Source organism: Lysobacter sp. 5GHs7-4, assembly GCF_021284765.1.
Lineage (GTDB): Bacteria > Pseudomonadota > Gammaproteobacteria > Xanthomonadales > Xanthomonadaceae > Lysobacter.
Map to the genome: position 1 here is coordinate 531,404 of NZ_CP089924.1, position 24,666 is coordinate 556,069.

Sequence of the window (24,666 nt, forward strand, 5' to 3'; positions counted from 1 at the left end):
GGAAAATTCAGCACCAATATAGCGCAATGTTGCGTTGCGTCAGAATTATTTGTCAATAAAATCAATGACATAATTTACGCCAAAGCTTGGCACGCCGCTTGCTTTACTAAGCTCAGGCGGCACCAGCGCCGCGCACCGCACGCCCTTTCCCTCCTCTTCCGGATCCAGCCCATGTCCCTCGAACACGTCGAAAAGCTCATCAAGGACCACAAGGTCGAATTCGTCGATCTGCGCTTCACCGACATGCGCGGCGTGCAGCATCACGTGACCTTCCCCAAGTCCATCGTCGAGCCGGCGCTGTTCGAGGACGGCAAGATGTTCGACGGCTCGTCGATCAGCGGCTGGAAGGGCATCAACGAGTCGGACATGATCCTGCTGCCCGATTCGACCACCGCCTTCCTGGATCCGTTCACCGCCGATCCGACCCTGGTGCTGACCTGCGACATCCTCGACCCGGCCACCATGCAGGCCTACTCGCGCGATCCGCGCGGCGTCGCCAAGCGCGCCGAGGCCTTCCTCAAGTCCAGCGGCATCGCCGACCAGGCCTTCTTCGGCCCGGAGCCCGAGTTCTTCATCTTCGACTCGGTGCGTTACGCCAATGAAATGGGCCACACCTTCTTCCACATCGATTCGGAAGAGGCGGCGTGGAACTCGGGCAAGGAATACGAAGGCGGCAACAGCGGTTACCGTCCGGGCGTGAAGGGCGGCTACTTCCCGGTCGCGCCGCTGGATTCGCTGCACGACATCCGCGCCGAGATGTGCAAGACCCTGGAGCAGGTCGGCATCGAAGTCGAAGTGCACCACCACGAAGTCGCCAACGCCGGCCAGTGCGAGATCGGCACCAAGTTCAACTCGCTGGTCGCCAAGGCCGACGAGCTGCTGACGATGAAGTACATCATCAAGAACGTCGCCCACCGCAACGGCAAGACCGCGACCTTCATGCCCAAGCCCATCGTCGGCGACAACGGCAGCGGCATGCACGTGCACCAGTCCTTCGCCAAGGGCGGCGTCAACCTGTTCTCGGGCGACGGCTACGGCGGCCTGTCGCAGATGGCGCTGTGGTACATCGGCGGCGTGTTCAAGCACGCGCGCGCGATCAACGCCTTCACCAACTCCGGCACCAACAGCTACAAGCGCCTGGTGCCGGGCTATGAGGCACCGGTGATGCTGGCCTACTCGGCCCGCAACCGTTCGGCCAGCTGCCGCATTCCGTACGTGGCCAACCCGAAGGCGCGCCGCATCGAAATGCGCTTCCCCGACCCGATCCAGTCGGGCTACCTGACCTTCGCCGCGCTGATGATGGCCGGCCTGGACGGCATCAAGAACCAGATCGACCCGGGCGCGCCCAGCGACAAGGACCTGTACGACCTGCCGCCGGAAGAGGAGAAGGGCATTCCCACCGTCTGCCATTCGCTGGACCAGGCCCTGGAAGCGCTGGACAAGGACCGCGACTTCCTCAAGGCCGGCGGCGTGTTCACCGACGACTTCATCGACGGCTACATCGCGCTGAAGATGCAGGAAGTGACCAAGTTCCGCGCGGCGACGCACCCGCTCGAATACCAGATGTACTACGCCGTCTAAACCGCGCAGCGCGACGGCGGCGCTCGCCGTCGTCGCGTCCGCGATCGCGCCACCGCCAGGAGCACCGATGCAGATCCGTGCAGGCCAGCTGGACCATCCCGAGGTGATCGCGCTGCTGCGCGAGCATCTGCAGGGCATGGCGCAGCTGTCGCCGCCGGAGAGCATCCATGCGCTGGACCTGGACGGCTTGCGCCGGCCCGAGATCAGTTTCTGGAGCGCGTGGCAGGGCGATGAACTGCTCGGCTGCGGCGCGCTCAAGCAGCTCGATGCCGAACACGGCGAGATCAAGTCCATGCGCACGGCCGCGCGGCATCTGCGCAAGGGCGTGGCGGCCGCGATGCTGCGGCATCTGATCGACGAGGCAGGGCGACGCGCCTATCGGCGGTTGAGCCTGGAAACCGGCTCGATGGAAGGATTCGCGCCCGCGCGCAGCTTGTATGCGCGCCACGGCTTCGGCGCCTGCGGGCCCTTCGCCGACTACGTCGACGATCCCAATAGCGTCTTCATGAGCAAACAGTTGTAGACCTACCCGGCGGCCCGTGGCGAAAGCTACGGGCCGCTCGCTTTTCCGCGCCATCACTGCAACGCCCACCACCACAACCAGGAGACCCCAACGACGGGCCCGGCCCGCCGCAAGGCAGCTGCGTCCCGAAAAAAGCCTGGGCCACGACGAAATGCCCATGCCGAAAACACACGAAGCAATGACCGGGGAGGGGCCACCGCTTATGAGGAGCCTGCGTCATGTCGACTCGTACCAACGCCTGCACCACCGCGACCGCGCACGCCGCGCTCGCTCTCGCGTTCGCCCTGGCGGCGAGCGCGCCCGCGCACGCCGGTACCTCGGGCTCGGTGAGCTTGACCAGCGATTACGTCTTCAGGGGAGTGTCGCAGACCAACCAGGAGCCGGCCCTGCAGGGCGGCATCGAATACGCCGCCGATAACGGCTTCTACGCCGGCGCCTGGGGCAGCAACATCAGCTGGCTGTCCGATACCGTCGTCGTCGGCGACGACATCTCCAGCAGCCTGGAGCTGGACGCCTACGCCGGCTACCGCGGCAAGGTCGGCGAGACCTTCGCCTACGACGTGGGCGCGCTGTACTACTGGTATCCGGGCGACTACCCGGGCGGCTTCAACAGCCCGAACACCGCCGAGTTCTACCTCGGCGCCACCGTCACGCCGGTGGAGACCGTGGTGCTGGGATTGAAGTACTCCCACGCCCTCACCGATCTGTTCGGCTACGCCGACTCCGACGGCAGCGGCTACCTGGACGCCACGGTCAACTGGACGTTCCAGCCGGGCTGGACGTTGAACCTGCACGGCGGCAAGCAGTGGATCGAGAACAACGAAGTCTTCGAATACACCGACTGGAAGCTCGGCGTGACCAAGGCCTTCGACAACGGATTCTCGATCGCCGCCGCTTACACCGACACCGATGCGCAAGAGGCGCTCTACACCAACGCGCACGGCAACGACATCGCCGGCGACGCGTTCACCCTCACCCTCAGCAAGGCGTTCTGATGCGCCCACGCACCCATGGAGCTGCGAGATGAAACTGATCACCGCCATCATCCGGCCGTTCAAGCTCGACGAAGTGCGCGAAGCCCTGACCGAAGTCGGCGTTTCGGGCATCACCGTCACCGAAGTCAAGGGCTTCGGCCGCCAGAAGGGCCACACCGAGCTGTATCGCGGCGCCGAGTACGTCGTCGATTTCCTGCCCAAGCTAAAGATCGAATGCGCCGTACCCGACAGCCTGCTCGAGGCCGCGCTGGAAGCGATCCAGAACGCCGCGCGCACCGGCAAGGTCGGCGACGGAAAGATCCTGGTGCAACCGGTGGACAGCGCGGTGCGCATCCGCACCGGCGAGCTCGACGACGACGCCCTGTGACCCTGACGCGAGAACCGATATGAAGACGCATGCATTGGATTCCCGCTCGCGCGAGCGGTCGTTGCGAACCCTGGCCTCGGGCGCGCTGCCCCTGGCCGCCCTGCTGGCGCCGCTCGCGGCGCGCGCGCAGGAGGCCGTCGCCGCGGCCGAACCCGTCGTCGACAAAGGCGACGTCGCCTGGATGCTGACTTCGACCCTGTTGGTGCTGTTGATGACCGTGCCCGGTCTGGCCTTGTTCTACGGCGGACTGGTGCGCTCCAAGAACGTGCTGTCGGTGCTGATGCAGGTGCTGGCGGTGTTCTCGCTGATCGTCCTGCTGTGGGTGGCCTACGGCTATTCGCTGGCGTTCGGCGGCGGTGGCGCGTTCATCGGCGGCTTCGACAAGCTGTTCCTGGCCGGTGTGAACAAGGACACGTTGGCGGCGACCTTCAGCGCCGGCGTGTCGTTGCCGGAATACGTGTTCGTCGCGTTCCAGTCGACCTTCGCCGGCATCACCGGCGCGCTGATCGTCGGCGCCTTCGCCGAGCGCATCAAGTTCTCGGCGGTACTGCTGTTCTCGGCGCTGTGGTTCACCTTCGCCTATCTGCCGATCGCGCACATGGTCTGGTACGGGCCCGACGGCTATCTGTTCGCCAAGGGCGCGATCGACTTCGCCGGCGGCACGGTGGTGCACATCAACGCCGGCGTCGCCGGCCTGGTCGGGGCCTACTTCGTCGGCAAGCGCGTGGGCTACGGGCGCGAGGCGATCAAGCCGCACAACGTCACCTTCACCATGATCGGCGCGTCTTTGCTGTGGGTGGGCTGGTTCGGTTTCAACGCCGGCTCCAACCTGGAGGCGACGGCCGGCGCGGCCTTGGCTTTCCTCAACACCTTGCTCGCGACCGCGGCCGCAGCCCTGGCGTGGAGCCTGGTGGAGGCGGTGATGAAGGGCAAGCCGTCGATGTTGGGCGGCGCCTCGGGCGTGGTGGCCGGCTTGGTCGCGATCACGCCGGCCTGCGGCACGGTCGGGCCGATGGGCGCGATCGCGATCGGCGCGATCGCGGGCGTGGTCTGCGTGTGGGGCGTGCACGGGCTCAAGCGCCTGCTGCGCGCCGACGACGCGCTGGACGTGTTCGGCGTGCACGGCCTGGGCGGCATCGTCGGCGCTTTGCTCACCGGCGTGTTCAGTTCGCCGTCGCTGGGCGGTTTCGGGCTGGGCGCGGGCAACGATTCGATCGCGGCGCAGGTCGGGGTGCAGGCGTTGAGCGTGGGCATCACGGTGGTGTGGTCGGGTCTGGTCTCGGTGCTGGCTTTCGGCGTGGTGAAGCGGGCGCTGGGGCTGCGCGTGGCGGAGGAATCCGAACGCGAGGGGCTGGACATCACGTCGCACGGCGAGTCGGCGTACGAGCATTGATCGTGACGGGCCGGAGGCATGCCTCCGGCCCGGCTTATGAGCCGTCATCGACCGACCCTTGGCAGCAGCGGCGCGGACCGCGCGATTCTGCAAACGCCGTAGCGGCACGAACCGTAGCCTTGCGCGGTTCCGCGCCGCTGCTGCAAGGGGTTGTCGATTAGTCGCGTTGTCGCCGTAGCCCCTGTAGGAGCGGCGCAAGCCGCGACCGCGAACTCCGGCGATCGCGCTTGTCCGATTCTGATTGCCCTTCAGAAACCGATGCTGTGCTTTTAGCTCCCTCCTTTGGAAAAGGAGGGTTGGGGAGGATTTGCTGTTGCTGTTGTCTTCGCTTCTTCTGACCGAAAGTCAACGGCTTCCGCCTGCTGCGCATGCGGGTCACTTTCTCTTGCTCGCGCTTTCTGTAGGAGCGGCGTGAGCCGCGACCGCGAATCCCGGTTGCCGCGCCTATCCGGCTCCGATGGCCTTCAAGCTCCAGCGTCGCGCTTTTAGCTCCCTCCTTTAACAAAGGAGGGTTGGGGAGGATTTGCCTTTGATGTTGCTTCGTTTCTTCTGACCGAAGGTCAAAGGCTTCCGCCTGCTGCGCATGCGGGTCACTTTCTCTTGCTAGCCCAAGAGAAAGTAACCAAAGAGAAGGGCTTGAGCCAGAAGCTCCCGTGTGGCTTCGGAACTTGCGCCGGGATTTTTCGATAAGACATCCCTGTCTTATCGAAAAACGGCGCGCGTCCTGCGCGCCGCCCTCCGGGTCTGGGGATGGTTGTGTGACTTCGGGTCAATGGACTTCAATGCCGGAGCAAACTCAACGGCAACGGCAACGGCAACGGCAACGGCAACGGCAACGGCAACGGCAACGGCAACGGCCGGATGGGGTGTGGGGTGCGGTGAGCGGATGCGAACCGCACCGTCGCGTCGTGCGGGCGGGTGCGGGGTGAGAAAACAACGGTTATCGCCGGTCGACGCGGCTTCGCAAGATGCGGCCAACCCTGTCGCTGGCGCGGTGCTAGCATCGGCGCATGCACGTCACCCCGCTGCTGCAAGGTCCGCTTACGGTGGTCGATTACCGCTGCGACTCCGGGCCGGGCGATGTTGCGTTCGTGGAGCTGCACGAGCGCCATTCGCTGGCTTACGTGCGTCGCGGCAGCTTCGGTTATCAGACGCGCGGGCGCAGTTACGAACTGGTCGCCGGCTCGGTGCTGATCGGGCGTCCCGGCGACGAGTACCGCTGCAGCCACGATCATCACCTGTGCGGCGACGAGTGCCTGTCCTTCCATTTCGCGCCCGCGCTGGCCGAGGAGCTGGCCGGCCCCTGCCGTTGCCCGCCGGGCGCCTGGGTCGCCGCCGGCCTGCCGCCGCTGCCGGAGCTGATGGTGCTGGGCGAGCTGGCCCAGGCCGCGGCCGAAGGGCGCAGCGAACTCGGGCTGGACGAATTGGGCCTGCTGTTCGCACAGCGCTACCTGCGCCTGGTCGGCGGGCGCGATGCGGCGCCGATGCGCGCGCAGGCGCGCGACCGCCGTCGCGCGATCGAGGCCGCGTTGTGGCTGGACGCGCATGCGCACGAGGCGGTGGATCTGCAGCGCACCGCCGCCGGCGCGGGTGTGAGCGCCTTCCATTTCCTGCGCCTGTTCTCGGCCGTGCTCGGCGTCACCCCGCATCAGTACCTGCTGCGCGCGCGGCTGCGGCGGGCGGTGCCGTTGCTGGCCGACGAACAGCGCAGCATCACCCAGGTCGCCTACGACAGCGGCTTCGCCGATCTGTCCAACTTCGTGCGCACCTTCCACCGCGCCGCCGGCGTGTCGCCGCGCGGGTTCCGTCGCGCCGCGCGCGGCGACCGCAAGATTCTCCAAGAACGCATCCGCGCTCACGCCGCAAGCTGAGCCTCCATCCCAGGAGGTTCCGCCATGTACGACCATATCGGCCTGAAGGTCCGCGATCTCGATGCCAGCCTGCGTTTCTACGAAGCCGCGCTGGGCGCGCTCGGGCATCGCCTGGATTCGCGCTACGACGGCGGTGCCGGCCTGGGGCCCGACGGCGCGCCGGCACTGTGGCTGTACGAGGACGCGCAGGCGGCCGGCCAGGGACACGTCGCCTTCCGCGCGCCCGACCGCGCCAGCGTCGACCGCTTCCATGCCGCCGGCCTGCAGGGCGGCGGCCGCGACAACGGCGCGCCCGGCCTGCGCGCCGATTACAGCCCGAGTTACTACGCCGCGTTCCTGATCGACCCCGACGGCCACAACGTCGAGGCGGTGTGCATGGACTGAGCGGGCGCGCTCAAGCCAGTCGCGCGCCGCGTACCTGTTCGATCTCCGAGCGCGGCGGTGCGCCGAACAGGCGCTTGTACTCGCGGCTGAATTGCGAGGGGCTCTCGTAGCCGACCTTGTGCGCGGCCGCGACCGCCTCGATGCCGTCCATCAGCATCAGACGGCGCGCCTCGTGCAGGCGCAGCTGCTTCTGGAACTGCAGCGGCGACATCGTGGTCACGGCCTTGAACTGGTGGTGCAGCGAGGAGGTGCTCATGTGCACCGACTGCGCCAGATCGTCGATGCTCAGCGGTTGCAGGTACTGCTGGCGCAGCAGCTCCACCGCACGCGCGATGCGGTGCGAGCGCGTGTCGGCCACCGCCAGATCGCACAGGCGGTGGCCGAGGTCGCCGACCAGCACGCGGTAGTAGATCTCGCGCAGGGCGATCGGCGCCAGCACCGGCAGGTCGGCCGGCGTTTCCAGCAGGCGCATCAGCCGCAGCACCGCATCCAGCAAGGGTTCGTTGACGCGCGCGGCGTACAGGCCGCGGTCGATGCCGCCGGAGTGCGCCTGCGGGCCGGCGTCCAGGATCAGCGCGGCGATCTCTTCCGGGTCGATGTCCAGGCGCAGGCAGAGATAGGGCTCCTCCGGCGTGGCCTGGATGACCTGGCCGATCATCGGCAGGGTCACCGACACCACCAGGTAGTGCAGGGGATCGTAGTGGTAGGTCTCGCCGGCCAGCATCGCGACCTTGCTGCCCTGGGCGACGATGCACAGGCGCGGCTCGTACACCGTCGGCCGGCACGGCGTCGGCGTGCTGGAGCGCATCAGGTACAGCTGCGGCACGGCGGTGGCGTGCACGCCGTCCTCGGGGGTCAATCGGGCAATCCGGTCGGCCAGCTCCGCCTGCGGGGTGCAGGCCGCTTGGCGGGCGATCGACTCGGCGGAAGTATTGGCGTTCATGGCTTCCAGCATCCGGCGGGGATGGCGGGATTATGTTTGCAGATCCTGTCGGTAGGCGGGGTCGACCGGCGAAATTGCAGGATTGGGCAACGATTCGACAGCATCGTACTAACCCTGCGACGGGGCGGCCGCCTAAGGTAGCCGTCTCCCCCCGACCCGACCGGGCCCGCCCCGGCGTGGCGCCCGCGCGCCCCGCCCCGACGTTCCGGCCGCGGTCCCCTCGCACCGGGAACCGTCGCGATGTGGATCGTCCAATACGCGCTCGACCGCCGTTACACCATCGGCGTGCTCGCCATCCTGATCCTGTTGTTCGGCACCTTGTCGGCGCGGCGCATGCCCACCGACATCCTGCCCGAGGTCGGCATCCCCTCGATCAACCTGGTCTGGACCTACAACGGCCTGCCGGCGGCGGACATGGCGGCCAAGCTGACCTCGTTCTCCGAGGTCGCGATCATGAACACCGTCGACGACCTCAAGGAAGTGCGCTCGGAGTCGATCAACGGCGCCAGCATCGTGCGCATCGACTTCCAGCCCACGGTCAGCCTGGACCGCGCGTTGGGCCAGATCACCGCGGTCTCGCAGACCATCCTGCGGCGCATGCCGCCGGGCACCTCGCCGCCACTGGTGGTGCGCAACAACGTGTCCAGCACGCCGGTGCTGCAGTTGGTGCTGTCCTCCGATTCGCTGACCGAGGCGCAGCTCTACGACTACGCGCGCCTGCAGTTGCGATCGCAGATCCAAACCATTCCCGGCATCCGCATGACCCTGCCATACGGCGGCGCGGCGCGGCAGATCATGGTCGACCTGGACCCGTCGGCGCTGCAGACCTACGGGCTGACCTCCAGCGACGTCACCACGGCGCTGGAGCGCGGCAGCCCGACCCTGCCCTCGGGCTCGATCCGCGAGGGCGCGCGCGAGCTGCAGATTTCGCTGGACACCAGCCCGGCCACCGCGGCCGAGTTCCTCGACCTGCCGGTGGTCACGCGCAACGGCAGCGTGATCTACGTGCGCGACGTCGCCTCGGTGCGCGACGGCGGCGCGCTGCAGAGCAACGTCGCGCGCATGGACGGTTCCAGCGCGGTGTCGGTGGCGCTGATCAAGCTCGGCGGCGCGTCGGCGGTCGAGATCGTGCGCGCGGTGCGCGAGCGCCTGCCCGAGATCGAGGCCTCGGCGCCGCCGGGCATGCGCATCCAGCCGATCTTCGACCAGTCGGTGTTCGTCGACAACGCGATCGGTTCGATCCAGCACGAGGCCCTGCTGGTCGGCCTGCTGGTGGCGCTGGTGGTGCTGGTGTTCATCGGCTCCTGGCGTTCCAGCCTGATCGTGCTGTCGGCGATTCCGCTGGCGCTGCTGTCGTCGGTGGCGATGCTGCATCTGCTGGGCTACACCTTCAACGTGATGACCCTGGGCGGTCTGGCGCTGGCGATCGGCATCCTGGTCGACAACGCGGTCGTGGACGTGGAGAACACCAACCGCAACATCGCCCTGGGCAAGGACGTGCGCACCGCGATCCTGGACAGCGCCAGGGAAGTGGTGTTCCCCGAATTCGTATCGACCGTGGCGATCTGCATCGTGCTCACGCCGATCCTGCTGATGACCGGTCTGTCGGCCTGGGTGTTCACGCCGCTGGCGCTGGCGGTGATCTTCGCCATGGCCGCGTCGTTCCTGCTCTCGCGCACCCTGATCCCGGTGCTGTGCTACCTGCTGCTGCCGGCCGACATCGAAAGCCGCGCGCGGCCGCGCTGGCGCGCCGAGCGCGCCTTGCTGGCGATCAGCCATCGCGTCGAACACACCCTGGACTCGCTGCGCGGGCGCCACCACGACCTGCTGGTGCGGCTGGGCCATCACGGCGGCGTGCTCGCGCTGGCGGCGCTGCTGACCGTTGGCGTGGGCGCGGCGTCGGCGCTGATGCTGGGCCGCGAGTATTTCCCGCAGGTCGACGCCGGCCAGTTGCGCCTGCAGCTGCGCATGCCTTCGGGCATGCGCCTGGAGGAGACCGCCGCGCGCCTGACCCAGGTCCAGCGCGAAATCCGCGCCATCGTGCCGGCGCAGGAACTGGAAACCGTCTACGAACAGATCGGCGTGCCCGACGCGGTCAACCTGGCCCTGGTCGACAGCGCCGTGGTCGGTTCCTTCGAGGCCGAGGTGATGCTGCAGCTGCGCACGCCGCACGGCCCCAGCAGCGTTTACCTGCAGCGGATCCGCGAGCGCATCGCGCAGAAGTTCCCCGACGTGAAAGTGTTCGAGCGCCCGCCGGACGCGACCAGCCGCACCCTGGCCGGATCGGCCGCGGCCGCGTTCGAGGTGCGCCTGATCGGCCGCGACGTGCCCGGCAATCTCGCCTTGGCGCGCGAGATCGAACAACGCCTGCGGCAGGTGCCGGGCGCGGTCGACGTCGCCCTGCGCCAAGTGCTGGACCTGCCCGAGTACCAGGTCAAGATCGACCGCACCCGCGCCGCCCAGCTCGGCCTGGACACGCAGCAGGCCAGCCGCGCGGTGCTGGCGGTGCTGGGTTCGGCCGGCACGGTGTCGCCGGTGTACTGGACCGACACCGTCAACGCGATCGCCTACACCGTGCAGGTGCAGGCGCCGCCGGCGCGCCTGGGCGACATGGACACCTTGTTGAACATGCCGCTGCGCATCGGCCCCAACGGCCAGGCCGTCCTGCTGCGCAACATCGCCACGGTCACGCCGCGCACGGTGCCGGCCAGCATCGGCCGCACCACGCTGGCGCCGACGATGAGCGTGCTGGCCAATGTGCAGGGCACCGACCTGGGCTCGGTCTACGACCGTCTGAGCGCGATCACCAAGGAAATGGAAGCGCGGCTCAAGCCCGGCAACCGCATCGAGATCGCCGGCCAGGCCGGCGAGATGCAAAGCGCCTACGGCGAACTCGCCGCCGGCCTGATGATGTCGGCGGTGCTGGTGTTCCTGGTGCTGGTGGTGAACTTCCAGTCCTGGATCCAGCCGCTGGTGGCGATGTCGGGCCTGCCCATCGCGATCGCCGGCGCCGCGGTCGGCCTGTTCGTCACCGGCACGCCGCTGAGCGTGCCGGCGTTGATGGGCGTGATGATGGTGATCGGCGTATCCACCGCCAACAGCGTGCTGGTGACCAGCTTCGCGCGCGGTCTGATCGCCGAAGGCCACGATCCCGAGCTGGCCGCCTACGAGTCCGCCGCCGTGCGCCTGCGTCCGGTGCTGATGACCGCCAGCGCGATGGTGCTGGGCATCGTGCCGATGGCGATCGGGCTGGGCGAGGGCGGCGAGCAGAACGCGCCGCTGGGCCGCGCGGTGATCGGCGGCCTGCTGTTCGGCACGCCGGCCACCTTGGTGCTGGTGCCTTCGATCCTGGCCGTGCTCGGCCGACATATCAAACGACGCGCCGCGCGACACGCGCAGGCCGAACCCACCGCCGCCGCCGGCATCGCCGGCGCAGGAGCGACGCCATGAACCTGTCCACGCACACGCCCCGTTCCCTGACCTACGCGACCCGCGCCGTCGGCGCGCTGGGCCTGGCGATCGCGCTGGCGCTGGCCGCCGGTTGCGGGCGCAGCGAAGCCGAAACCGTAGCGGCCGCCGACCCGCCGGAAGTGCTGGCGGTGGCCGCCAAGCCCGCCGATGGCGAACTCGAACTGCGCCTGCCCGCGCGCGCTTACGCCGGCGAGTCGGCGCAGATCTACGCACGCGCCACCGGCTTCGTGCGCGAGCGTCAGGTCGACCTGGGCGATCGCGTGATCGCAGGGCAGGTGCTGGCGACGATTTCCGCGCCCGAGGCCGACCAGAGCGTGCGCGAGGCCGTCGCCGAACTCGGCCGCGCCAGCGCCGACCAGGAACTGGCGCAGGTCAATTTCGACCGCGCCCAGGTGCTGGTGGGCTCCGGTGCGATCTCCAAGGAAATGTTCAGCGACCGCAAATCCAACCGCGACGCCGCCGTCGCCGCGCGCGCGGCCGCGCAGGCGCGCCTGAGCATCGCGCGCGAACGCAGCGCATTCCAGAGCGTGCGCGCGCCGTTCGCCGGCGTGGTCGCGGCGCGCAACATCGAGCGCGGCGACCGCGTGGTCGCCGACTCGGCGGCCTCGGCGCAGCCGATGTTCGAGATCAACGCGCTGGACCCGCTGCGCATCGTGATCGACGTGCCGCAAAGCGCCGCCTTGCAGGTGCGCACCGGCCTGCAGGCGGAGGTGCGCTTCCCCGAGTTGCCGGGCGAAACCTTCCAGGCCGAGGTCGCGCGCAGCGCGCAGAACCTGTCGCGCGATCTGGGCGCGATGCGCGTGGAGTTGCGCCTGCCCAACGCCGATGGCCGCATTCCCGCCGGCATGGTCGGCGAGGTGCGATTGAAGGTGCCGCGTGCGGCGCCCGCGGTACTGGTGCCGGTGTCGGCGGTGATTCAGGGCGGTGCCGGTCCGCGCGTGGCCGCGCTGCGCCAGGATTCGACCCTGGAGTTCCGCAGCGTGGCGTTGGGCCGCAACCTGGGCAGCGAGATCGAGATCGTGTCCGGCCTGGCAGCCGGCGATCGCGTGGTGCAGGCGCCCAACGCACTGCTGGCCGAGGGCAACAAGGTGCGGATCAAGCCGCCGGCGGCGCCGCGCAAGTCCTGAACGCGGGCGCGGCCTACACACCGGGCTAACGCCAACGGCAGCAGCGCTTAACTCGCCGGCGCGTAGCCTCGTCGGCAGGCTTCAGCGCCGGGAGTGCGTCATGGCGATCTGCGACGTGTGCGGCAACGACTACGACAAGGCCTTCCTGATCGACATGGGCGGGCGCGGCGGCACCTTCGATTCGTTCGAATGCGCGATCCACGCGCTGGCGCCACGCTGCGCGCACTGCGCCTGCCCGATCATCGGCCACGGCATCGAGGGCGGCGACGCGATCTACTGCTGCGCGCATTGCGCCAAGCACGCCGGCGTGAAAGGCGTGGCCGACCGCGCGCCCGCCTGAGCCTGCGCCCGGTAGTGGGCGCGCGGCTTTGCCGCTACCATCCGACGCAGACGCAAGGACTGCGCGGAGAGCGGCATGGACGGTCGGCAAGAGGCGCAAGCAGACGCGGCGGATCGGCCGCAGACGCCCGCGGCGGCGTTCGAGCGCCAAGCCGCGCTCGCGCCGGCGCGCATCGCCCTGATCGCCGCGGACCGGCGCTACGACTACGCCGAACTCGATGCGCGCGCCAACGCTTTGGCTCTGCGCCTGCAGGCCTTGGGTCTGGCGCGCGAACAGCTGGTGGCGGTGTGGATGGAACGCTGCGCGGCTTTGCCCATCGCCTTGCTGGCGGTGGCCAAGGCCGGCGCCGCCTACCTGCCCTTGTACGTCGGCGCCGCGCCGGAGCAGCAGCGGCAGATGCTGGCCGAGAGCGGCGCGCGCTTACTGCTGCACGAGCGCGGCGTGCCGCCGCCTGCGTTCGCCCAGGATCTGCAATGCATCGCCGTCGATGCCGACGAGCCGCTGCCCATGGCGCACGCCGCCCCGCAACGCGAGGACGACCCGGCGCAGCTGGCCTATGTGATGTACACCTCCGGCTCCAGCGGCCAGCCCAAGGGCATTTGCACCACCGCCGGCAACATCGCCGCGTTCGCGCGCGACCGCCACTGGCGCGACGCCGCCGATGCGCGCGTGCTGCTGCATTCCTCGCCCGCATTCGACGCGTCCACCTACGAGCTGTGGACGCCGTTGATCAACGGCGCGACGGTGGTGATGGCGCCGCCCGGCGCCTTGGACGCCGCCGGCCTGCGGCGCGCGATCGCCGAACACGGCGTCACCGACCTGTGGCTGACCGCGGGCCTGTTCCATGCGTTGGCGGCGGACGCCGCGTCCAGTCTGCGCGGCCTGCGGCAGGTCATCGCCGGCGGCGATGCGGTCGCGGCCGCGGCGGTGCGGCGGGTGCAGGCCGCCTGCCCGGAGCTGCGTGTGCTCAACGGCTACGGGCCCACCGAAACCACCACGTTCGCGACCTTGTGCGAGCTGCCGGTATTGCGCAGCGACGAGGACGAGGTGCCGATCGGACTGCCGCTGGACGGCGCTTACCTACGCGTGCTCGACGACGCCCAGCGCGAAGTGGCGGCAGGTGTCGCCGGCGAGCTGTGGATCGGCGGCGCGGGCGTGGCCCGCGGGTATCTGCAGCGTCCTGAACTCACCGCACAGCGCTTCGTGCCCGATCCGTACGGCGCACCGGGCGATCGCCTCTACCGCAGCGGCGACCGCGTGTGGCGTCGCGCCGACGGCGCGCTGTGCTTTCTCGGACGCGCCGACCGCCAGATCAAGTTGCGCGGGTTCCGCGTGGAACCGGGCGAGATCGAAACGCGCCTGGCGCGCCTGCCGCGCGTGGCGCAGGCGGCGGTGCGGGCGATCGACGAGCGTGCGGGGCACAAACGCCTGGTGGCGTACGTGGCGCGCGCCGACGCCGGCGAGCACGATGCCGACTGGTTGCGTGCCACCGCCGCGGCGCTGGCCGCGCAGCTGCCCGATTACATGCACCCGGCGGCCTGGGTGATGCTGCCGCGCCTGCCGCTGACCGCAAACGGCAAGATCGATCTGGCGGCCTTGCCGGCGCCCGCACCCAGTGCCGGCGAATCCGACGCGCACAGCGCATGGCGCCCGCAGGAACAGGTGCTGGCCGGCGTGTTCGCCGACGTGCTGGGCCTGGACCCGGCGACGATCGGCGCCGACGACGATTTCATCGCCCTGGGCGGCGACAGCCTCAGCGCGGTGCGGGTCGCGGCCTTGGCCGCGCGCGAAGGTCTAGCGGTATCGGCGCGGCAGGTGCTGGCGCACCGCAGCGTGGCGCGCCTGAGCGCGGCCGCGGATCGGGACGACGGCGACACGCCGATCCACAGCGAGATTCCATCGGCGCTGCGGGTGCCGGCCTTGCCCATCCGCGCGGGCACGCAGCCGGCCTTGTTCTGCTTCCATCCCGGCAGCGGACTGAGCTGGCCGTACCGGCGACTGGCGCGCCATCTGGGCGGCGACTACGCCATCTACGGTCTGCAGGCGCGCAGCCTGCGCGAGGCCGGCTACCTGCCCGCATCGGTGGAGGCGATGGCGAGCGACTACGTGCGCGAGATTCGCGCGCTGCAGCCCGACGGCCCGTACCGGCTGCTGGGCTGGTGCCTGGGCGGCGCCACCGCCAGCGCGGCCGCCGCGCTATTGGAGGCGCAGGGCGAGCGCGTATCGCTGCTGTGCGTGGTCGATTTCTTTCCGGGGCAGTTCGAAGCCGAATCGCAGCCCGCGCTGGTGCCGGAGCTGGAGACCGAGGACGACGCAGGCAGCGCCGACGAGGCGCACGACGGCGCCGTCCGCGCGCCGCCGCGCGTGATCGCCGAGATCGACGAGGGCTACTACGACATCTCGCCGATCCTGTTCGACCCCGAGACCGGCGCCAACACCTTCGCCATCGCCGACCGCTACCGGCCCGCGCCCCTGAACTGCGACCTGCTGCTGGTCCGCGCCGCGCCGCCGCGCGGGCCGGCGCCGCACTCGCCGCAGTACTGGGCGCCTTACGTGCGCGGCGCGCTGCGCGTGCACGATCTGCCGTGCGAGCACGCGCTGATGCTCAACCTGCGTTATGCCGAGCAGCTGGCGCGCCTGGTGCAGGCGCAGCTGGATCGGCGCGAGCGCATGGTGATGGCGTGATCGCCGCCGACGGTTGACCTGCGCGCCGGTTCGCGGCATCAATCGCGTAACGGCGGCCGTGGCATCGCCCGTCGTCCCCTCCTTACTCGCAGGTATCCGCCGGTATGCAGGACAGCCAGTTGTTGCAGGTGCTGTTGCCGATCGCCATCGCCCTGATCATGACCGGCATCGGCATGTCGCTGACGCCGGCCGATTTCCTGCGCATCGGCGAGCGGCCCAAGCCGGTGCTGGTCGGCGTGCTCGGTCACTACGTCTGGTTGCCGGCGCTGGGCTTCTTCATAGCCTGGGCGTTCGCGCTGCCGCCGGAATTCGCGGTCGGCCTGGTGCTGGTGGCGGCCTGCCCCAGCGGTTCCTCGTCGAATGCGCTCACCTATCTGGCGCGCGGCAATGTCGCGCTGGCCGTCAGCCTGACCGTGATCAGCGGCCTGATCACGTTCCTCAGCGTGCCCTTGCTGGTCAATCTGGCGCTGCAGTTCTTCGCCGGCGAACGCGCCGACCTGCAGGTGCCGTTCCGCAGCACCGCGATGCACCTGGCGGCGCTGGTGCTGATCCCGATCCTGCTGGGCATGGGGCTGCGCCGGGTCGCGCCGGCGTTCGCATTGAGGATCGAGAAATGGACCGGCGCGTTCGCGATGCTGGTGCTGTTCGCGATCATCGTCGCGCTGGTGATCCAGCAGTGGGCCAACCTGCCCACGCTGCTGCGCGGCGTCGGCCTGCCTGCGTTGGCCCTGGCCTGCGGCGCCACCGCCGGCGGCGTCGTGCTGGGACGGTTGTTGCGGCTGAACCTGCCCGATGCGCTGACGGTCGGCATCGAGGTCGGCGTGCAGAACGCCACCCTGGCCGCGCTGATCGCCCTGAGCCTGATGAAGTCGGAGCAGATCGCGGTGCCGGCGCTGATGTACGGCATGCTGATGTATCTGCCGGCGGCGGCGGTGGTGATCTACGGGCGACGCGCCGCGCGGCGTGGGCAAGGTGCGCCGACCGGGCCGGCGCAGTGAATCGCACTTGCGCTCCGCGGCTGAGCTCGACGCCGCGGTCTTGAGCCCCGGCTAGCGCGCCGCAGGCCGCCGCGACCGCGACGCAGTGCCCAATAGCCACGTTGCGCCAAGGCGCGGCGGCGCGTTCCGTGGCCTACTACGCGCACGGCGGGAGGGGACCGGCTTTGGGATGAGCGACGTGGCGCTACTGGTGGGCGAGGCCTTCTCGCCGTGGACCATCAAGGCCCGGTGGGCCTTGGACCATTGCGGCGTCGACTACCTCTACCGCGAGTACACCCCGGGCCTCAGCGAACCGTGGCTGCGCTGGAAATTGAATCGCTGGCGCGAACCCGTGTCGGTGCCGGTGCTGCTGACGCGCCGCCAGGCAGTGCTGGGTTCCTGGGCGATCGCGCAGTACGCGGCGCAGCGCGCCGGCGATGCGCGCCTGGGCGATATGACCGACATCCAAACCTGGGACAACATCAGCGAACTCGGTCTGGCGGCCGCGCGCACGCGCGTGGTGCGTGCGGTGCTGGCCGACGACCGCGCCTTGGACGAGTCGGTGCCGCTGCTGCCCAGCGGCGCGCGCTTCCTGCTGCGGCCGGTCGCGCGCCGCGTCGCCCAACGCCTGGACCGCAAGTACGCGCATCTGGCCTGGCCGCATGCGCACCGCGACGCGCTGGTGAGTTTGCGCGCGGCGCTGGCGCGTGCGCGCAGCGGCTATGTGCTGGACCGTTTCAGCTACGCCGACATCACCATGTCGGTGCTGCTGGAAGCGGTGGCGCCCAGCTCCGGGCCGCAGGTGCTGGGGCCCGCCCATCGCGCCTGTTGGCGCAATGCCGAGCTGGCGACGGAGTTCGCCGATCTGCTGGCGTGGCGGGACAGCTTGCGCTGAGCCGGCGCCGCGATTCGCCCGCGTTCGCGCGTTGCCGCGTCGCATCCGCGCTCGCGCCGGGCATCCTATCCGGCGACGTTGGGCGCGGCGTTCCGAGCGCGTGAGGGCGCACCGATCCCACCGGCGCGACTAGGCGCATACTGGCCCGGGGATGGTCAGGACGACTACGCGCATGCGCCAACACCGGACACGGGGCGGACGCCGCAAGGACGGTACCGCATCGCGCCCGCGCGCCGGCCGGCCGCGGCGGATTTCGCCGCCGCTCGCGGAGCGCGCATGAACGCCTGGGCGCTGGCGCTGGGCTTGGCTGGCGTCGCGCTGGCGCCGCTGGCCTGGCTGGCGGGGCGGCGTCGCGAGCGCCGCCAGCGCGCGCGGCACTGGCTGTCCATGGTCGAGGCGCTGTCCGCGCCCGCGTCGGTGGCCTTCGTCGCCTGGCAACCGCGCGAGGGCGTGGTGTTGTGGAGCGCCGGTGCCGAGCGACTGTTGGGTTTCGAAGCCGCTTGCGTGCTGGGCCGGCCCTTGCCCGCGCAGTTGCAGGCGTTGCCGCTTGCGGCCGAGCGCTTGCACGATGCGCGGGCGCCGCTGCGCCTGGCGTTGCGCGCCGCCAACGGCGCGAACGTGGACGCGACGGTCGCGCTGGCCGCCGATGGCGAAGGCCTGATCGTCGCGGCCCTTGAGGACGCGGACGCCGGTGCCGCCGACGCGCGTTCGGCCGACGTCGCGCGCGCGCAACGCGACGCGCTGGTCCGCGAGGTGCATCACCGCATCAAGAACAGCCTGCAGGGCGTGGCGGGACTGTTGCGCCAGCATCTGTCCGACAAGCCGCTGCTCAAACCCTTGCTCGAAGCCGCGTCGGCCCAGGTGTCGACGATCGCGGCGGTGCATGGCCTGCACGGCGAGGCCAAGGACGGTCAGATCAACCTGCGCATGCTGATGGTGCGGGTCGCCGCTTCGATTTCCGGCATCATGCACGTGCCGATCACGGTGTCGGAGCGCTGCGCCGTGCTGGAGCGCTTCAGCGTCAACGAAGAGGAGTCCGTGCCGGTGGCGATGGTACTCAACGAGCTCATCATGAACGCCGCGAAGCACCGCTCGCGCGCCGGCGTCAACGGCATCGTCGCCATCGACGCGACCGCCCATGCGCAGCACGCGGAAATCCGCATCAGCAATCCCGGCTTCCTGCCGGCCAATTTCGACTTCGGCGCCGGCGTCAGTCTGGGCAACGGTCTGAGCCTGATCCGTTCGCTGTTGCCGCGGCGCGGCGCCAGCATCGGCCTGGCCGAACAGGGCCGCCGCGTCGTCGCCACGCTGACGCTGCAGGCCCCCGACGTACTGAGCGCCAGCAAGGATCAGGAGGCGATCGCATGAGCGCGCCCCGCTGTCTGCTGGTGGTCGACGACGACCGCCTGGTGCTGGCCACGATCAGCCGCGGCTTGCAGGCCGCCGGCTATCGCGTCGAATCGGCGCAGTCGGTGGACGAGGCGATCGCGCTGCTCGACGGCGTGCGCCCGGACCTGGCCCTGCTGGACATTCGCATGGGCGAGCGCGGCGGCTTCGAACTCGCGCGCGAACTGCAGGCGCGCGACGGCATACCCTTCATGTTTCTGTCCGCCTACGGCGACGAGGCCACCGTCGAGGAGGCCACCGAGCTGGGCGCGGTCGGGTTTCTGGTCAAGCCGATCGACATTCCGCAGATCGTGCCGGCGGTGGAGGCGGCGCTGAAGCGCGCCGCCGATCTCGCGCGTCTGCGCAGCACCGGCCGCCAACTGGAGCAGGCGCTGGATCAGCAGCGCGGCATCAGCGTGGCGATCGGCATCCTTATGGAGCGGCATCGGCTGTCGCGCAGCGAGGCCGAACTGCGCCTGCGCGACACCGCCCGCTCGCAACGGCGCAAGATGACCGATCTGGCCGAGGGCATCGTGTTCGCCGCCGACGCGCTGGCGGCGTCCGCGCTGAGCGGCGAACGCTCGGAATAGCGGCCGCGCCGACTAGCGATTGCCGTCGCGGTTCGTCGGGTTGACACCGCCCGGCGTTTGGTCTTAGCGTCTGTCCCAGCCGCAGCGCCCCGACCGCGCGCCGCGACCTCCGCTCCGCCTCGAACCGGCAGAGCCATCCGCTCCACTCGGCCCCGCACCCGCCGATCGCATCCGCGATGACAGGGAGGTGCGCGCCGATGAACACCGACGCTCTTTACGATCCGCCGCCGCATCCGGTGGCGTCCGAGCGCGATGCCGCACCCCTGCGCTTGCTCGTCGACGGGCTGGAGCCCGACGAGTACGCCACCCTCGATGCGATCCTGAAGGTGGTCGGCCCCAAATCCCTGCGCGGCTGGACCTGGGCCGTGGGCACCGACACCGACCTCTACCTGCATACGCGCGCGTCGCGCCGCGCGTCCGTGCGCGCCGGCGTGTCGGGCCTGCTGCTGCGCGAACACGAAGCGGGCGCGCCGGCCGGCACGCTGACGCTGACGGCGCCGTTCCGGGTGATGGCGGTGCTGGAATTGCTGGACGGTGCGAGCGACCGCCTGCAGCACGAACACCTGGCCGACCACGGCCATGCCGCGGCAACGGTCGAGACCGTCGACGACGAAAAAACCCTGGCTTGCTCGCTCGCGCGCCTGTTGGCGCGTCCGGTCGATCACGCCCTGCGCGTGCGCGTGCTGGGCCACGGCACGATCTACCTGTGCATGCGCAGCCGCATGTACTGCATGGACTTTGCCCAGGAACAGCTGGGCAAGGCGCTGGAAACCAAGCGCTTCGTGCTGACGGCGATCGCGCCGGACTCGCCGGAGCTGGCCGCCGAGCGCGATCACGGCTCGCCGCTGGACGAAGTGCTGTGGCCGATCGGACTGATGGCGCCGCGCGAACCTGCGGCGCGGCAGGACCGCCAGCGCCTGCGGCAGTGGCCGGACTTCGCGCGCCTGCCGCACGAACCGCGGCATCTGCAGGCCTGCGCGGTACTCGCGGCCGCGGCGATGGACGCGTACGAACTGGCCGCGGCCACCGGCATGAGTGCGGTCGAGGCCGATCATTTCCTGCATGCCTGCCAGCTGTGCGGCGTGCTGGAAACCGCCAGCGCTGATCCGCCGCCGCCCGCGCCCGCGCAGGAGCGCGCCGCCGGCGGCCTGTTCGACCGCCTGTGGCGCCGCTGGGTGAAATAGGAGGCATCGATGGCCCGCGAATACATCGTGCTGGTGGCCGGCCCCATGGGCGCCGGAAAAACCACGGCCATCGCCGCGCTGAGCGAAATTCCGGTGGTGCGCACCGAGGCGCTCAACACCGATCCGGCGCGCAACGCCAAGGCGACCACCACCGTCGCCCTGGACTACGGCGAGATCTCGCTGGGCGACGGCGACAAGGTCCGGCTGTACGGCGTGCCCGGTCAGGACCGCTTCGATTTCATGTGGCGCATCCTGGAAAAGCGCGCGCTGGGCATGATGCTGCTGGTCGACAACACCGCGTCGGATCCGCTGTCGGAGCTGGAGCGCTACCTGCACAGCTTCGAGGCGCTGGGCGCGCGCGGCGCGCTGGTGGTCGGCATCACCCGCCGCGACCTCGGCCGCATGCCGCCGCTGGAGGCCTATCACGCGCGCCTGGCGCAACTCGGCCGCGTGCTGCCGGTGTTTTCCGTGGACGCGCGCAATGCCGCGCAGGTGCGCACCATGCTGGGCACGTTGATCGCGATGGTCGAAGCCCAGGCCGCCCGCCAGCCGACCGGAGCCACCGCATGAGCGCGCACGAACTGCGGCTGCCCTGCCGCGACATGCTGGAAGTCCTGGTCAGCCAGACCCTGGGCGTGGACTCGGCGGCGGTGGTCACCGGCGATGGCTTCGAAGTCGCCGCGGTGCTGCGCGAAGGCGTCGCCGGCGAGCGGCTGGCGGCCATGGTCAGCTCGCTGCTGGCGTTGAGCGAGGCGGTGGCGCTGGAGCTGCGCATGAGCGGTTGCCGCAACGTCATCGTCGAAACCGAAACCGGCGCGGTGGTCACCTTGCGCGTTCCGGTGTCGGGCCACGAACTGCTGATGAGCGTGCTTTGCAGCGACGCGGCCAGCCTGGGCTCGGTGCTGTACGCCGCGCGCGACACCGCGCGCGCGCTGGGGCAGCGCCTGACGATCTGATCCGCATAACGGCTGCGGACGTCGCATCGGGTCCGAAGCCGTCCACTTTCCGGTGCGAAATCGAGGAGTACGGCCATGGGCAATCTGACGCAATCGCTGGAAGAGCTGATGCAGATCGATGGCGCCGCCGCCGCCGCGGTGGTGGATTCCAACAGCGGCATGGTGCTGGGCAAGGCCGGCGGCGGCGTCGATCTCGACGTGGCCGGCGCGGGCAACACCGAGGTCGTGCGCGCCAAGCTCAAGACCATGAAATCGCTGGGCCTCAAGGACAACATCGAGGACATCCTGATCACCCTGGGCAAGCAGTACCACGTGATCCGTCCGATGGCCGAGCGTTCGGGCATCTTCATCTACCTGGTGCTGGACAAGGCCAAATCCAGCCTGGCGCTGGCGCGCATCAAGACCGCGGAGATCGAGGCCTCGATGTCGCTTTGACCCGCGTTTTCCCGGCTCCCGACGCCGCGCGGGCGCCGGGAACCCGGCGGGTACGGGGTTCCCGGCGGACAGTTGAGTTTCGTCGGCAACGGCGTACATTCGCTGCGTACATGCCTCTCGGGGGAGTGGACATGCGGCACAGGGATGTAGCTGCCGCGCGTAGCCTGTCGTGGTACGCGACGCCGGGGATCAAGCAGGCGCAACGACGCATCTGGCTGGGCTTCGTTGCCCTGGTGTTCGCCGCCGGGCTGGCCACGGTGGTGTCCGCCGCCGTCATCGAGATCCAGGCCGGCGCCACCGCCTATCTGGTCGGCGAGGGCCACTGGTCGCGCGCGCGGCTGGAAACCGTCTACCACCTCGACCGTTACGCCGCGCGCGGCGATCCGCACGATCTGGCGCAGGCGCGCAAGGCGCTGGAAGTGCCGATGGGCGACCGCGCCGCGCGTCTGGCGCTGGAGCGCAGTCCGCCGGACCTGGACACCGCGCGGCGCGGCTTTCGCGCCGGCCGCAACGCCGAGGCCGACATCCCGCGTCTGATCTGGGTGTACCGCAACTTCTCGCATGCGCCGTTCTTCGCCGACGCGGTGGCGATCTGGCGCCGGGCCGAACCGCACATCTTCCGCCTGCAGGCCATCGCCGACCGGCTGGAAACGCATTGGCGCCAACCCGGCGCGGGCCCGGCCGGGACCGAGTTGCGCGCGGAGCTGGACCGCATCAGCCGCACGCTGAAACCGATGGAACGCCAGTTCGCCGACACCCTGCTCGGCGGCGTGGCGCAGGTGCGGGTGATGCTGTTGCTGGTCAGCGGCGTGCTGTTCGTGGTGATCGCCGCGCTCGCGGTGCTGGCCTACTACTCCTCGCTGCGCCGCATCCGCGCCACCGAAAGCCGGTTCCGCGCCGCCTTCCAGCAGGCCAGCGTGGGCATGGCCAAGCTCGATCACGAAGGCCGGGTGCTGGCCGCGAACGAAGAGCTGGCGGCTATGCTGTCCTACTCGTCGGAATATCTGGTCGGCACGCGCTTCGGCGATCACCTGGCCGACGGCGGCGCCGCCGGCCTGAGCTGGATGGACGGCTCCACGCCGGTCGAACGGCGCGTGCGGCGCGCCGACGGCAGCGAGTTCTGGGGGCGGGTGACGCCTTCGACGGTGCAGATCGAGAGCGGCGACGGCCGCATCTTCCTCATCGTCGAGGACGTGTCCGAAGCGCGCGACCTGACCCAGATCCTGACCTTCCAGGCCAGCCACGACGGCCTGACCGGCCTGATCAACCGGCGTGAGATCGAACAGCGCCTGGACGGATTGCTGACGCAGGCGCATGGCGACGGGCGCCGCCACACGCTGTGCTTCCTCGATCTGGACCAGTTCAAGCTGATCAACGACACCTGCAGCCACGCCGCCGGCGACGAAGTGCTGCGCTTGATCGCGACCACGCTGCCGGGCCATCTGCGCCCCGAGGACTGGATGGGACGCCTGGGCGGCGACGAGTTCGCCGTGCTGTTGCACGACACGCCGGTGGAGGCCGCGACCGAATTCGCCGGCCGCATCAACCAGGTGCTGGCCGACACCTGCCTGCTGTGGGAGGGCCATCATCTGGCGCTGACGGCCAGCATCGGCTTGGTCGAGATCAACGCCGACAGCCCCAGCGTGGCCTGGTTGCTGCGCGCCGCCGATACCGCCTGCTACCTGGCCAAGGACGGCGGCCGCAACGGCATCCAGGTGTACGTCGAAAGCGACAGCGAGGTCGCTCAGCGTCAGCGCGAGATGCATTGGGTCGATCAGACGCGCTCGGCGATCGCCGAGGACCGCCTGCAGTTGTACGCGCAGCGCATCGTGCCGCTCAACGACGCCGGCGGCGGACTGCAGTACGAAATCCTGGTGCGCCTGCGCGATGTCAGCGGCAACCTGTGCTACCCCAGCGCCTTCCTGCCCGCGGCCGAGCGCTACGGTCAGGCCAGCATGATCGACCTGCAGGTGCTGATCCTCACCGTGCAGGCGCTGTCGCGCCATCGCGCGCATCTGAACCGGCTGGAGCTGTGCCATGTCAACGTGTCGGGTCAGTCGGCCGCCTCGCGCGACTTCTGCCGCCGCGCCGAGGCCTTGCTGGAGGCGCATCCCGAGGTCGCGCGCAAGCTGTGTTTCGAACTGACCGAAACCGCGTCGATCGACCGGCTGTCGCAGGCGCGCGCTTTCATCGATGCCGTGCATGCGCGCGGCTGCCTGGTGGCGCTGGACGATTTCGGCAGCGGACTGTCCTCGTTCGCGTATCTCAAAAGCCTGCCGGTGGACATCCTCAAGATCGACGGACTGTTCGTGCGCGACATCGACCGCAACGATCTCGACTACGCCGTGGTGCGCGCCATCACCGAAGTCGCGCGCTCGCAGGGCAAGCGCACCGTGGCCGAGTGGGCGGAGAACGAGGCGGTGCTGCAGCGCCTGCGCGACATCGGCGTGGACGCGGCGCAGGGCTATGCCATCCACGAGCCTTGCCCCTTGCAGGAGCTGATCCGCCAGACCGGCACCGGGGCGGTGACCGCCAACGTGGCCTGAGCGCGATGCCGCCCCGA

At 69.7% G+C, this 24,666-nt stretch carries 21 protein-coding genes; 20 read left to right on the forward strand and 1 reads right to left on the reverse strand.

The genetic code is table 11. The features are described from left to right. Positions 1-171: 171 nt before the first annotated feature. From glnA to LVB77_RS02240, 7 genes are all read left to right on the forward strand, one after another. Entirely contained in the window at positions 172-1,581 is a 1,410-nt protein-coding gene (gene glnA / locus LVB77_RS02210) for a type I glutamate--ammonia ligase (RefSeq protein WP_232908594.1), read from the forward strand. Positions 1,582-1,648: 67 nt separating this feature from the next. After that, a complete protein-coding gene (locus tag LVB77_RS02215) occupies positions 1,649-2,104 on the forward strand; it encodes a GNAT family N-acetyltransferase (RefSeq protein ID WP_232908595.1) in 456 nt (151 codons plus the stop codon). 218 nt (positions 2,105-2,322) lie between these two features. Next, entirely contained in the window at positions 2,323-3,099 is a 777-nt protein-coding gene (locus LVB77_RS02220; RefSeq protein ID WP_232908596.1) for a TorF family putative porin, read from the forward strand. A gap of 28 nt (positions 3,100-3,127) precedes the next feature. Next, positions 3,128-3,466 carry a P-II family nitrogen regulator gene (locus LVB77_RS02225; protein WP_232908597.1) on the forward strand — a complete coding sequence of 113 codons (339 nt, stop codon included), beginning with the start codon at positions 3,128-3,130 and terminating at the stop codon, positions 3,464-3,466. A 19-nt stretch (positions 3,467-3,485) separates the two neighbouring features. Then, positions 3,486-4,859, forward strand: coding sequence for an ammonium transporter (locus tag LVB77_RS02230; RefSeq protein WP_232908598.1), 1,374 nt, complete (start codon positions 3,486-3,488; stop codon positions 4,857-4,859). Positions 4,860-5,869: 1,010 nt separating this feature from the next. Next, positions 5,870-6,730: an AraC family transcriptional regulator gene (locus LVB77_RS02235; protein ID WP_232908599.1), complete on the forward strand. Its 861-nt coding sequence runs from the start codon at positions 5,870-5,872 to the stop codon at positions 6,728-6,730. Positions 6,731-6,754: 24 nt separating this feature from the next. Beyond that, a complete protein-coding gene (locus tag LVB77_RS02240; RefSeq protein ID WP_232908600.1) occupies positions 6,755-7,114 on the forward strand; it encodes a VOC family protein in 360 nt (119 codons plus the stop codon). Positions 7,115-7,124: 10 nt separating this feature from the next. Here LVB77_RS02240 and LVB77_RS02245 read toward each other — a convergent pair whose 3' ends face one another. Next, the gene (locus LVB77_RS02245; RefSeq protein ID WP_232908601.1) at positions 7,125-8,057 is read right to left on the reverse strand and encodes an AraC family transcriptional regulator; all 933 of its coding nucleotides are present in this window, start codon (positions 8,055-8,057) and stop codon (positions 7,125-7,127) included. A gap of 240 nt (positions 8,058-8,297) precedes the next feature. Between LVB77_RS02245 and LVB77_RS02250 the strand changes: the two genes are divergently transcribed. The 13 genes from LVB77_RS02250 (at position 8,298) to LVB77_RS02310 (ending at position 24,649) form a co-directional block, all read left to right on the forward strand. Next, on the forward strand, positions 8,298-11,507 hold the full coding sequence (locus tag LVB77_RS02250; protein WP_232908602.1) for an efflux RND transporter permease subunit: 3,210 nt from the start codon (positions 8,298-8,300) through the stop codon (positions 11,505-11,507). Continuing rightward, entirely contained in the window at positions 11,504-12,655 is a 1,152-nt protein-coding gene (locus LVB77_RS02255) for an efflux RND transporter periplasmic adaptor subunit (protein ID WP_232908603.1), read from the forward strand. The genes LVB77_RS02250 and LVB77_RS02255 overlap by 4 nt, the downstream gene beginning before the upstream one ends. A 100-nt stretch (positions 12,656-12,755) precedes the next feature. Further along, the gene (locus LVB77_RS02260) at positions 12,756-12,995 is read left to right on the forward strand and encodes a hypothetical protein (RefSeq protein WP_232908604.1); all 240 of its coding nucleotides are present in this window, start codon (positions 12,756-12,758) and stop codon (positions 12,993-12,995) included. A gap of 75 nt (positions 12,996-13,070) precedes the next feature. Next, positions 13,071-15,680 (forward strand): amino acid adenylation domain-containing protein, encoded by a 2,610-nt coding sequence (locus LVB77_RS02265; protein WP_232908605.1) that lies wholly within the window; start codon positions 13,071-13,073, stop codon positions 15,678-15,680. Positions 15,681-15,784: 104 nt separating this feature from the next. After that, the gene (locus LVB77_RS02270; protein WP_232908606.1) at positions 15,785-16,678 is read left to right on the forward strand and encodes a bile acid:sodium symporter family protein; all 894 of its coding nucleotides are present in this window, start codon (positions 15,785-15,787) and stop codon (positions 16,676-16,678) included. 169 nt (positions 16,679-16,847) lie between these two features. Next, the gene (locus tag LVB77_RS02275) at positions 16,848-17,552 is read left to right on the forward strand and encodes a glutathione S-transferase N-terminal domain-containing protein (RefSeq protein WP_232908607.1); all 705 of its coding nucleotides are present in this window, start codon (positions 16,848-16,850) and stop codon (positions 17,550-17,552) included. Positions 17,553-17,828: 276 nt separating this feature from the next. Further along, complete coding sequence (locus LVB77_RS02280; RefSeq protein WP_232908608.1) at positions 17,829-18,920, forward strand: sensor histidine kinase; 1,092 nt, start codon at positions 17,829-17,831, stop codon at positions 18,918-18,920. Next, complete coding sequence (locus LVB77_RS02285; RefSeq protein WP_232908609.1) at positions 18,917-19,528, forward strand: response regulator; 612 nt, start codon at positions 18,917-18,919, stop codon at positions 19,526-19,528. Before LVB77_RS02280 ends, LVB77_RS02285 begins: the two co-directional genes overlap by 4 nt. Before the next feature lie 197 nt (positions 19,529-19,725). Continuing rightward, positions 19,726-20,712, forward strand: coding sequence for a hypothetical protein (locus LVB77_RS02290; RefSeq protein WP_232908610.1), 987 nt, complete (start codon positions 19,726-19,728; stop codon positions 20,710-20,712). Between the two features lie 9 nt (positions 20,713-20,721). After that, positions 20,722-21,282 (forward strand): ATP/GTP-binding protein, encoded by a 561-nt coding sequence (locus LVB77_RS02295; RefSeq protein WP_232908611.1) that lies wholly within the window; start codon positions 20,722-20,724, stop codon positions 21,280-21,282. Next, positions 21,279-21,668 (forward strand): roadblock/LC7 domain-containing protein, encoded by a 390-nt coding sequence (locus LVB77_RS02300; RefSeq protein ID WP_232908612.1) that lies wholly within the window; start codon positions 21,279-21,281, stop codon positions 21,666-21,668. Before LVB77_RS02295 ends, LVB77_RS02300 begins: the two co-directional genes overlap by 4 nt. Positions 21,669-21,743: 75 nt before the next feature. Then, positions 21,744-22,103 carry a hypothetical protein gene (locus LVB77_RS02305; protein WP_232908613.1) on the forward strand — a complete coding sequence of 120 codons (360 nt, stop codon included), beginning with the start codon at positions 21,744-21,746 and terminating at the stop codon, positions 22,101-22,103. A gap of 131 nt (positions 22,104-22,234) precedes the next feature. Then, positions 22,235-24,649, forward strand: a complete 2,415-nt coding sequence (locus LVB77_RS02310; RefSeq protein ID WP_232908614.1) for an EAL domain-containing protein — start codon at positions 22,235-22,237, stop codon at positions 24,647-24,649. Positions 24,650-24,666 lie beyond the last annotated feature (17 nt).

Excerpts from the sequence above, each read along its gene's own strand:
- glnA (WP_232908594.1), top strand. The coding sequence starts at position 172 with ATGTCCCTCGAACACGTCGAAAAGCTCATCAAGGACCACAAGGTCGAA.
- LVB77_RS02215 (WP_232908595.1), top strand. The coding sequence starts at position 1,649 with ATGCAGATCCGTGCAGGCCAGCTGGACCATCCCGAGGTGATCGCGCTG.
- LVB77_RS02220 (WP_232908596.1), top strand. The coding sequence starts at position 2,323 with ATGTCGACTCGTACCAACGCCTGCACCACCGCGACCGCGCACGCCGCG.
- LVB77_RS02225 (WP_232908597.1), top strand. The coding sequence starts at position 3,128 with ATGAAACTGATCACCGCCATCATCCGGCCGTTCAAGCTCGACGAAGTG.
- LVB77_RS02230 (WP_232908598.1), top strand. The coding sequence starts at position 3,486 with ATGAAGACGCATGCATTGGATTCCCGCTCGCGCGAGCGGTCGTTGCGA.
- LVB77_RS02235 (WP_232908599.1), top strand. The coding sequence starts at position 5,870 with ATGCACGTCACCCCGCTGCTGCAAGGTCCGCTTACGGTGGTCGATTAC.
- LVB77_RS02240 (WP_232908600.1), top strand. The coding sequence starts at position 6,755 with ATGTACGACCATATCGGCCTGAAGGTCCGCGATCTCGATGCCAGCCTG.
- LVB77_RS02245 (WP_232908601.1), bottom strand. The coding sequence starts at position 8,057 with ATGAACGCCAATACTTCCGCCGAGTCGATCGCCCGCCAAGCGGCCTGC.
- LVB77_RS02250 (WP_232908602.1), top strand. The coding sequence starts at position 8,298 with ATGTGGATCGTCCAATACGCGCTCGACCGCCGTTACACCATCGGCGTG.
- LVB77_RS02255 (WP_232908603.1), top strand. The coding sequence starts at position 11,504 with ATGAACCTGTCCACGCACACGCCCCGTTCCCTGACCTACGCGACCCGC.
- LVB77_RS02260 (WP_232908604.1), top strand. The coding sequence starts at position 12,756 with ATGGCGATCTGCGACGTGTGCGGCAACGACTACGACAAGGCCTTCCTG.
- LVB77_RS02265 (WP_232908605.1), top strand. The coding sequence starts at position 13,071 with ATGGACGGTCGGCAAGAGGCGCAAGCAGACGCGGCGGATCGGCCGCAG.
- LVB77_RS02270 (WP_232908606.1), top strand. The coding sequence starts at position 15,785 with ATGCAGGACAGCCAGTTGTTGCAGGTGCTGTTGCCGATCGCCATCGCC.
- LVB77_RS02275 (WP_232908607.1), top strand. The coding sequence starts at position 16,848 with ATGAGCGACGTGGCGCTACTGGTGGGCGAGGCCTTCTCGCCGTGGACC.
- LVB77_RS02280 (WP_232908608.1), top strand. The coding sequence starts at position 17,829 with ATGAACGCCTGGGCGCTGGCGCTGGGCTTGGCTGGCGTCGCGCTGGCG.
- LVB77_RS02285 (WP_232908609.1), top strand. The coding sequence starts at position 18,917 with ATGAGCGCGCCCCGCTGTCTGCTGGTGGTCGACGACGACCGCCTGGTG.
- LVB77_RS02290 (WP_232908610.1), top strand. The coding sequence starts at position 19,726 with ATGAACACCGACGCTCTTTACGATCCGCCGCCGCATCCGGTGGCGTCC.
- LVB77_RS02295 (WP_232908611.1), top strand. The coding sequence starts at position 20,722 with ATGGCCCGCGAATACATCGTGCTGGTGGCCGGCCCCATGGGCGCCGGA.
- LVB77_RS02300 (WP_232908612.1), top strand. The coding sequence starts at position 21,279 with ATGAGCGCGCACGAACTGCGGCTGCCCTGCCGCGACATGCTGGAAGTC.
- LVB77_RS02305 (WP_232908613.1), top strand. The coding sequence starts at position 21,744 with ATGGGCAATCTGACGCAATCGCTGGAAGAGCTGATGCAGATCGATGGC.
- LVB77_RS02310 (WP_232908614.1), top strand. The coding sequence starts at position 22,235 with ATGCGGCACAGGGATGTAGCTGCCGCGCGTAGCCTGTCGTGGTACGCG.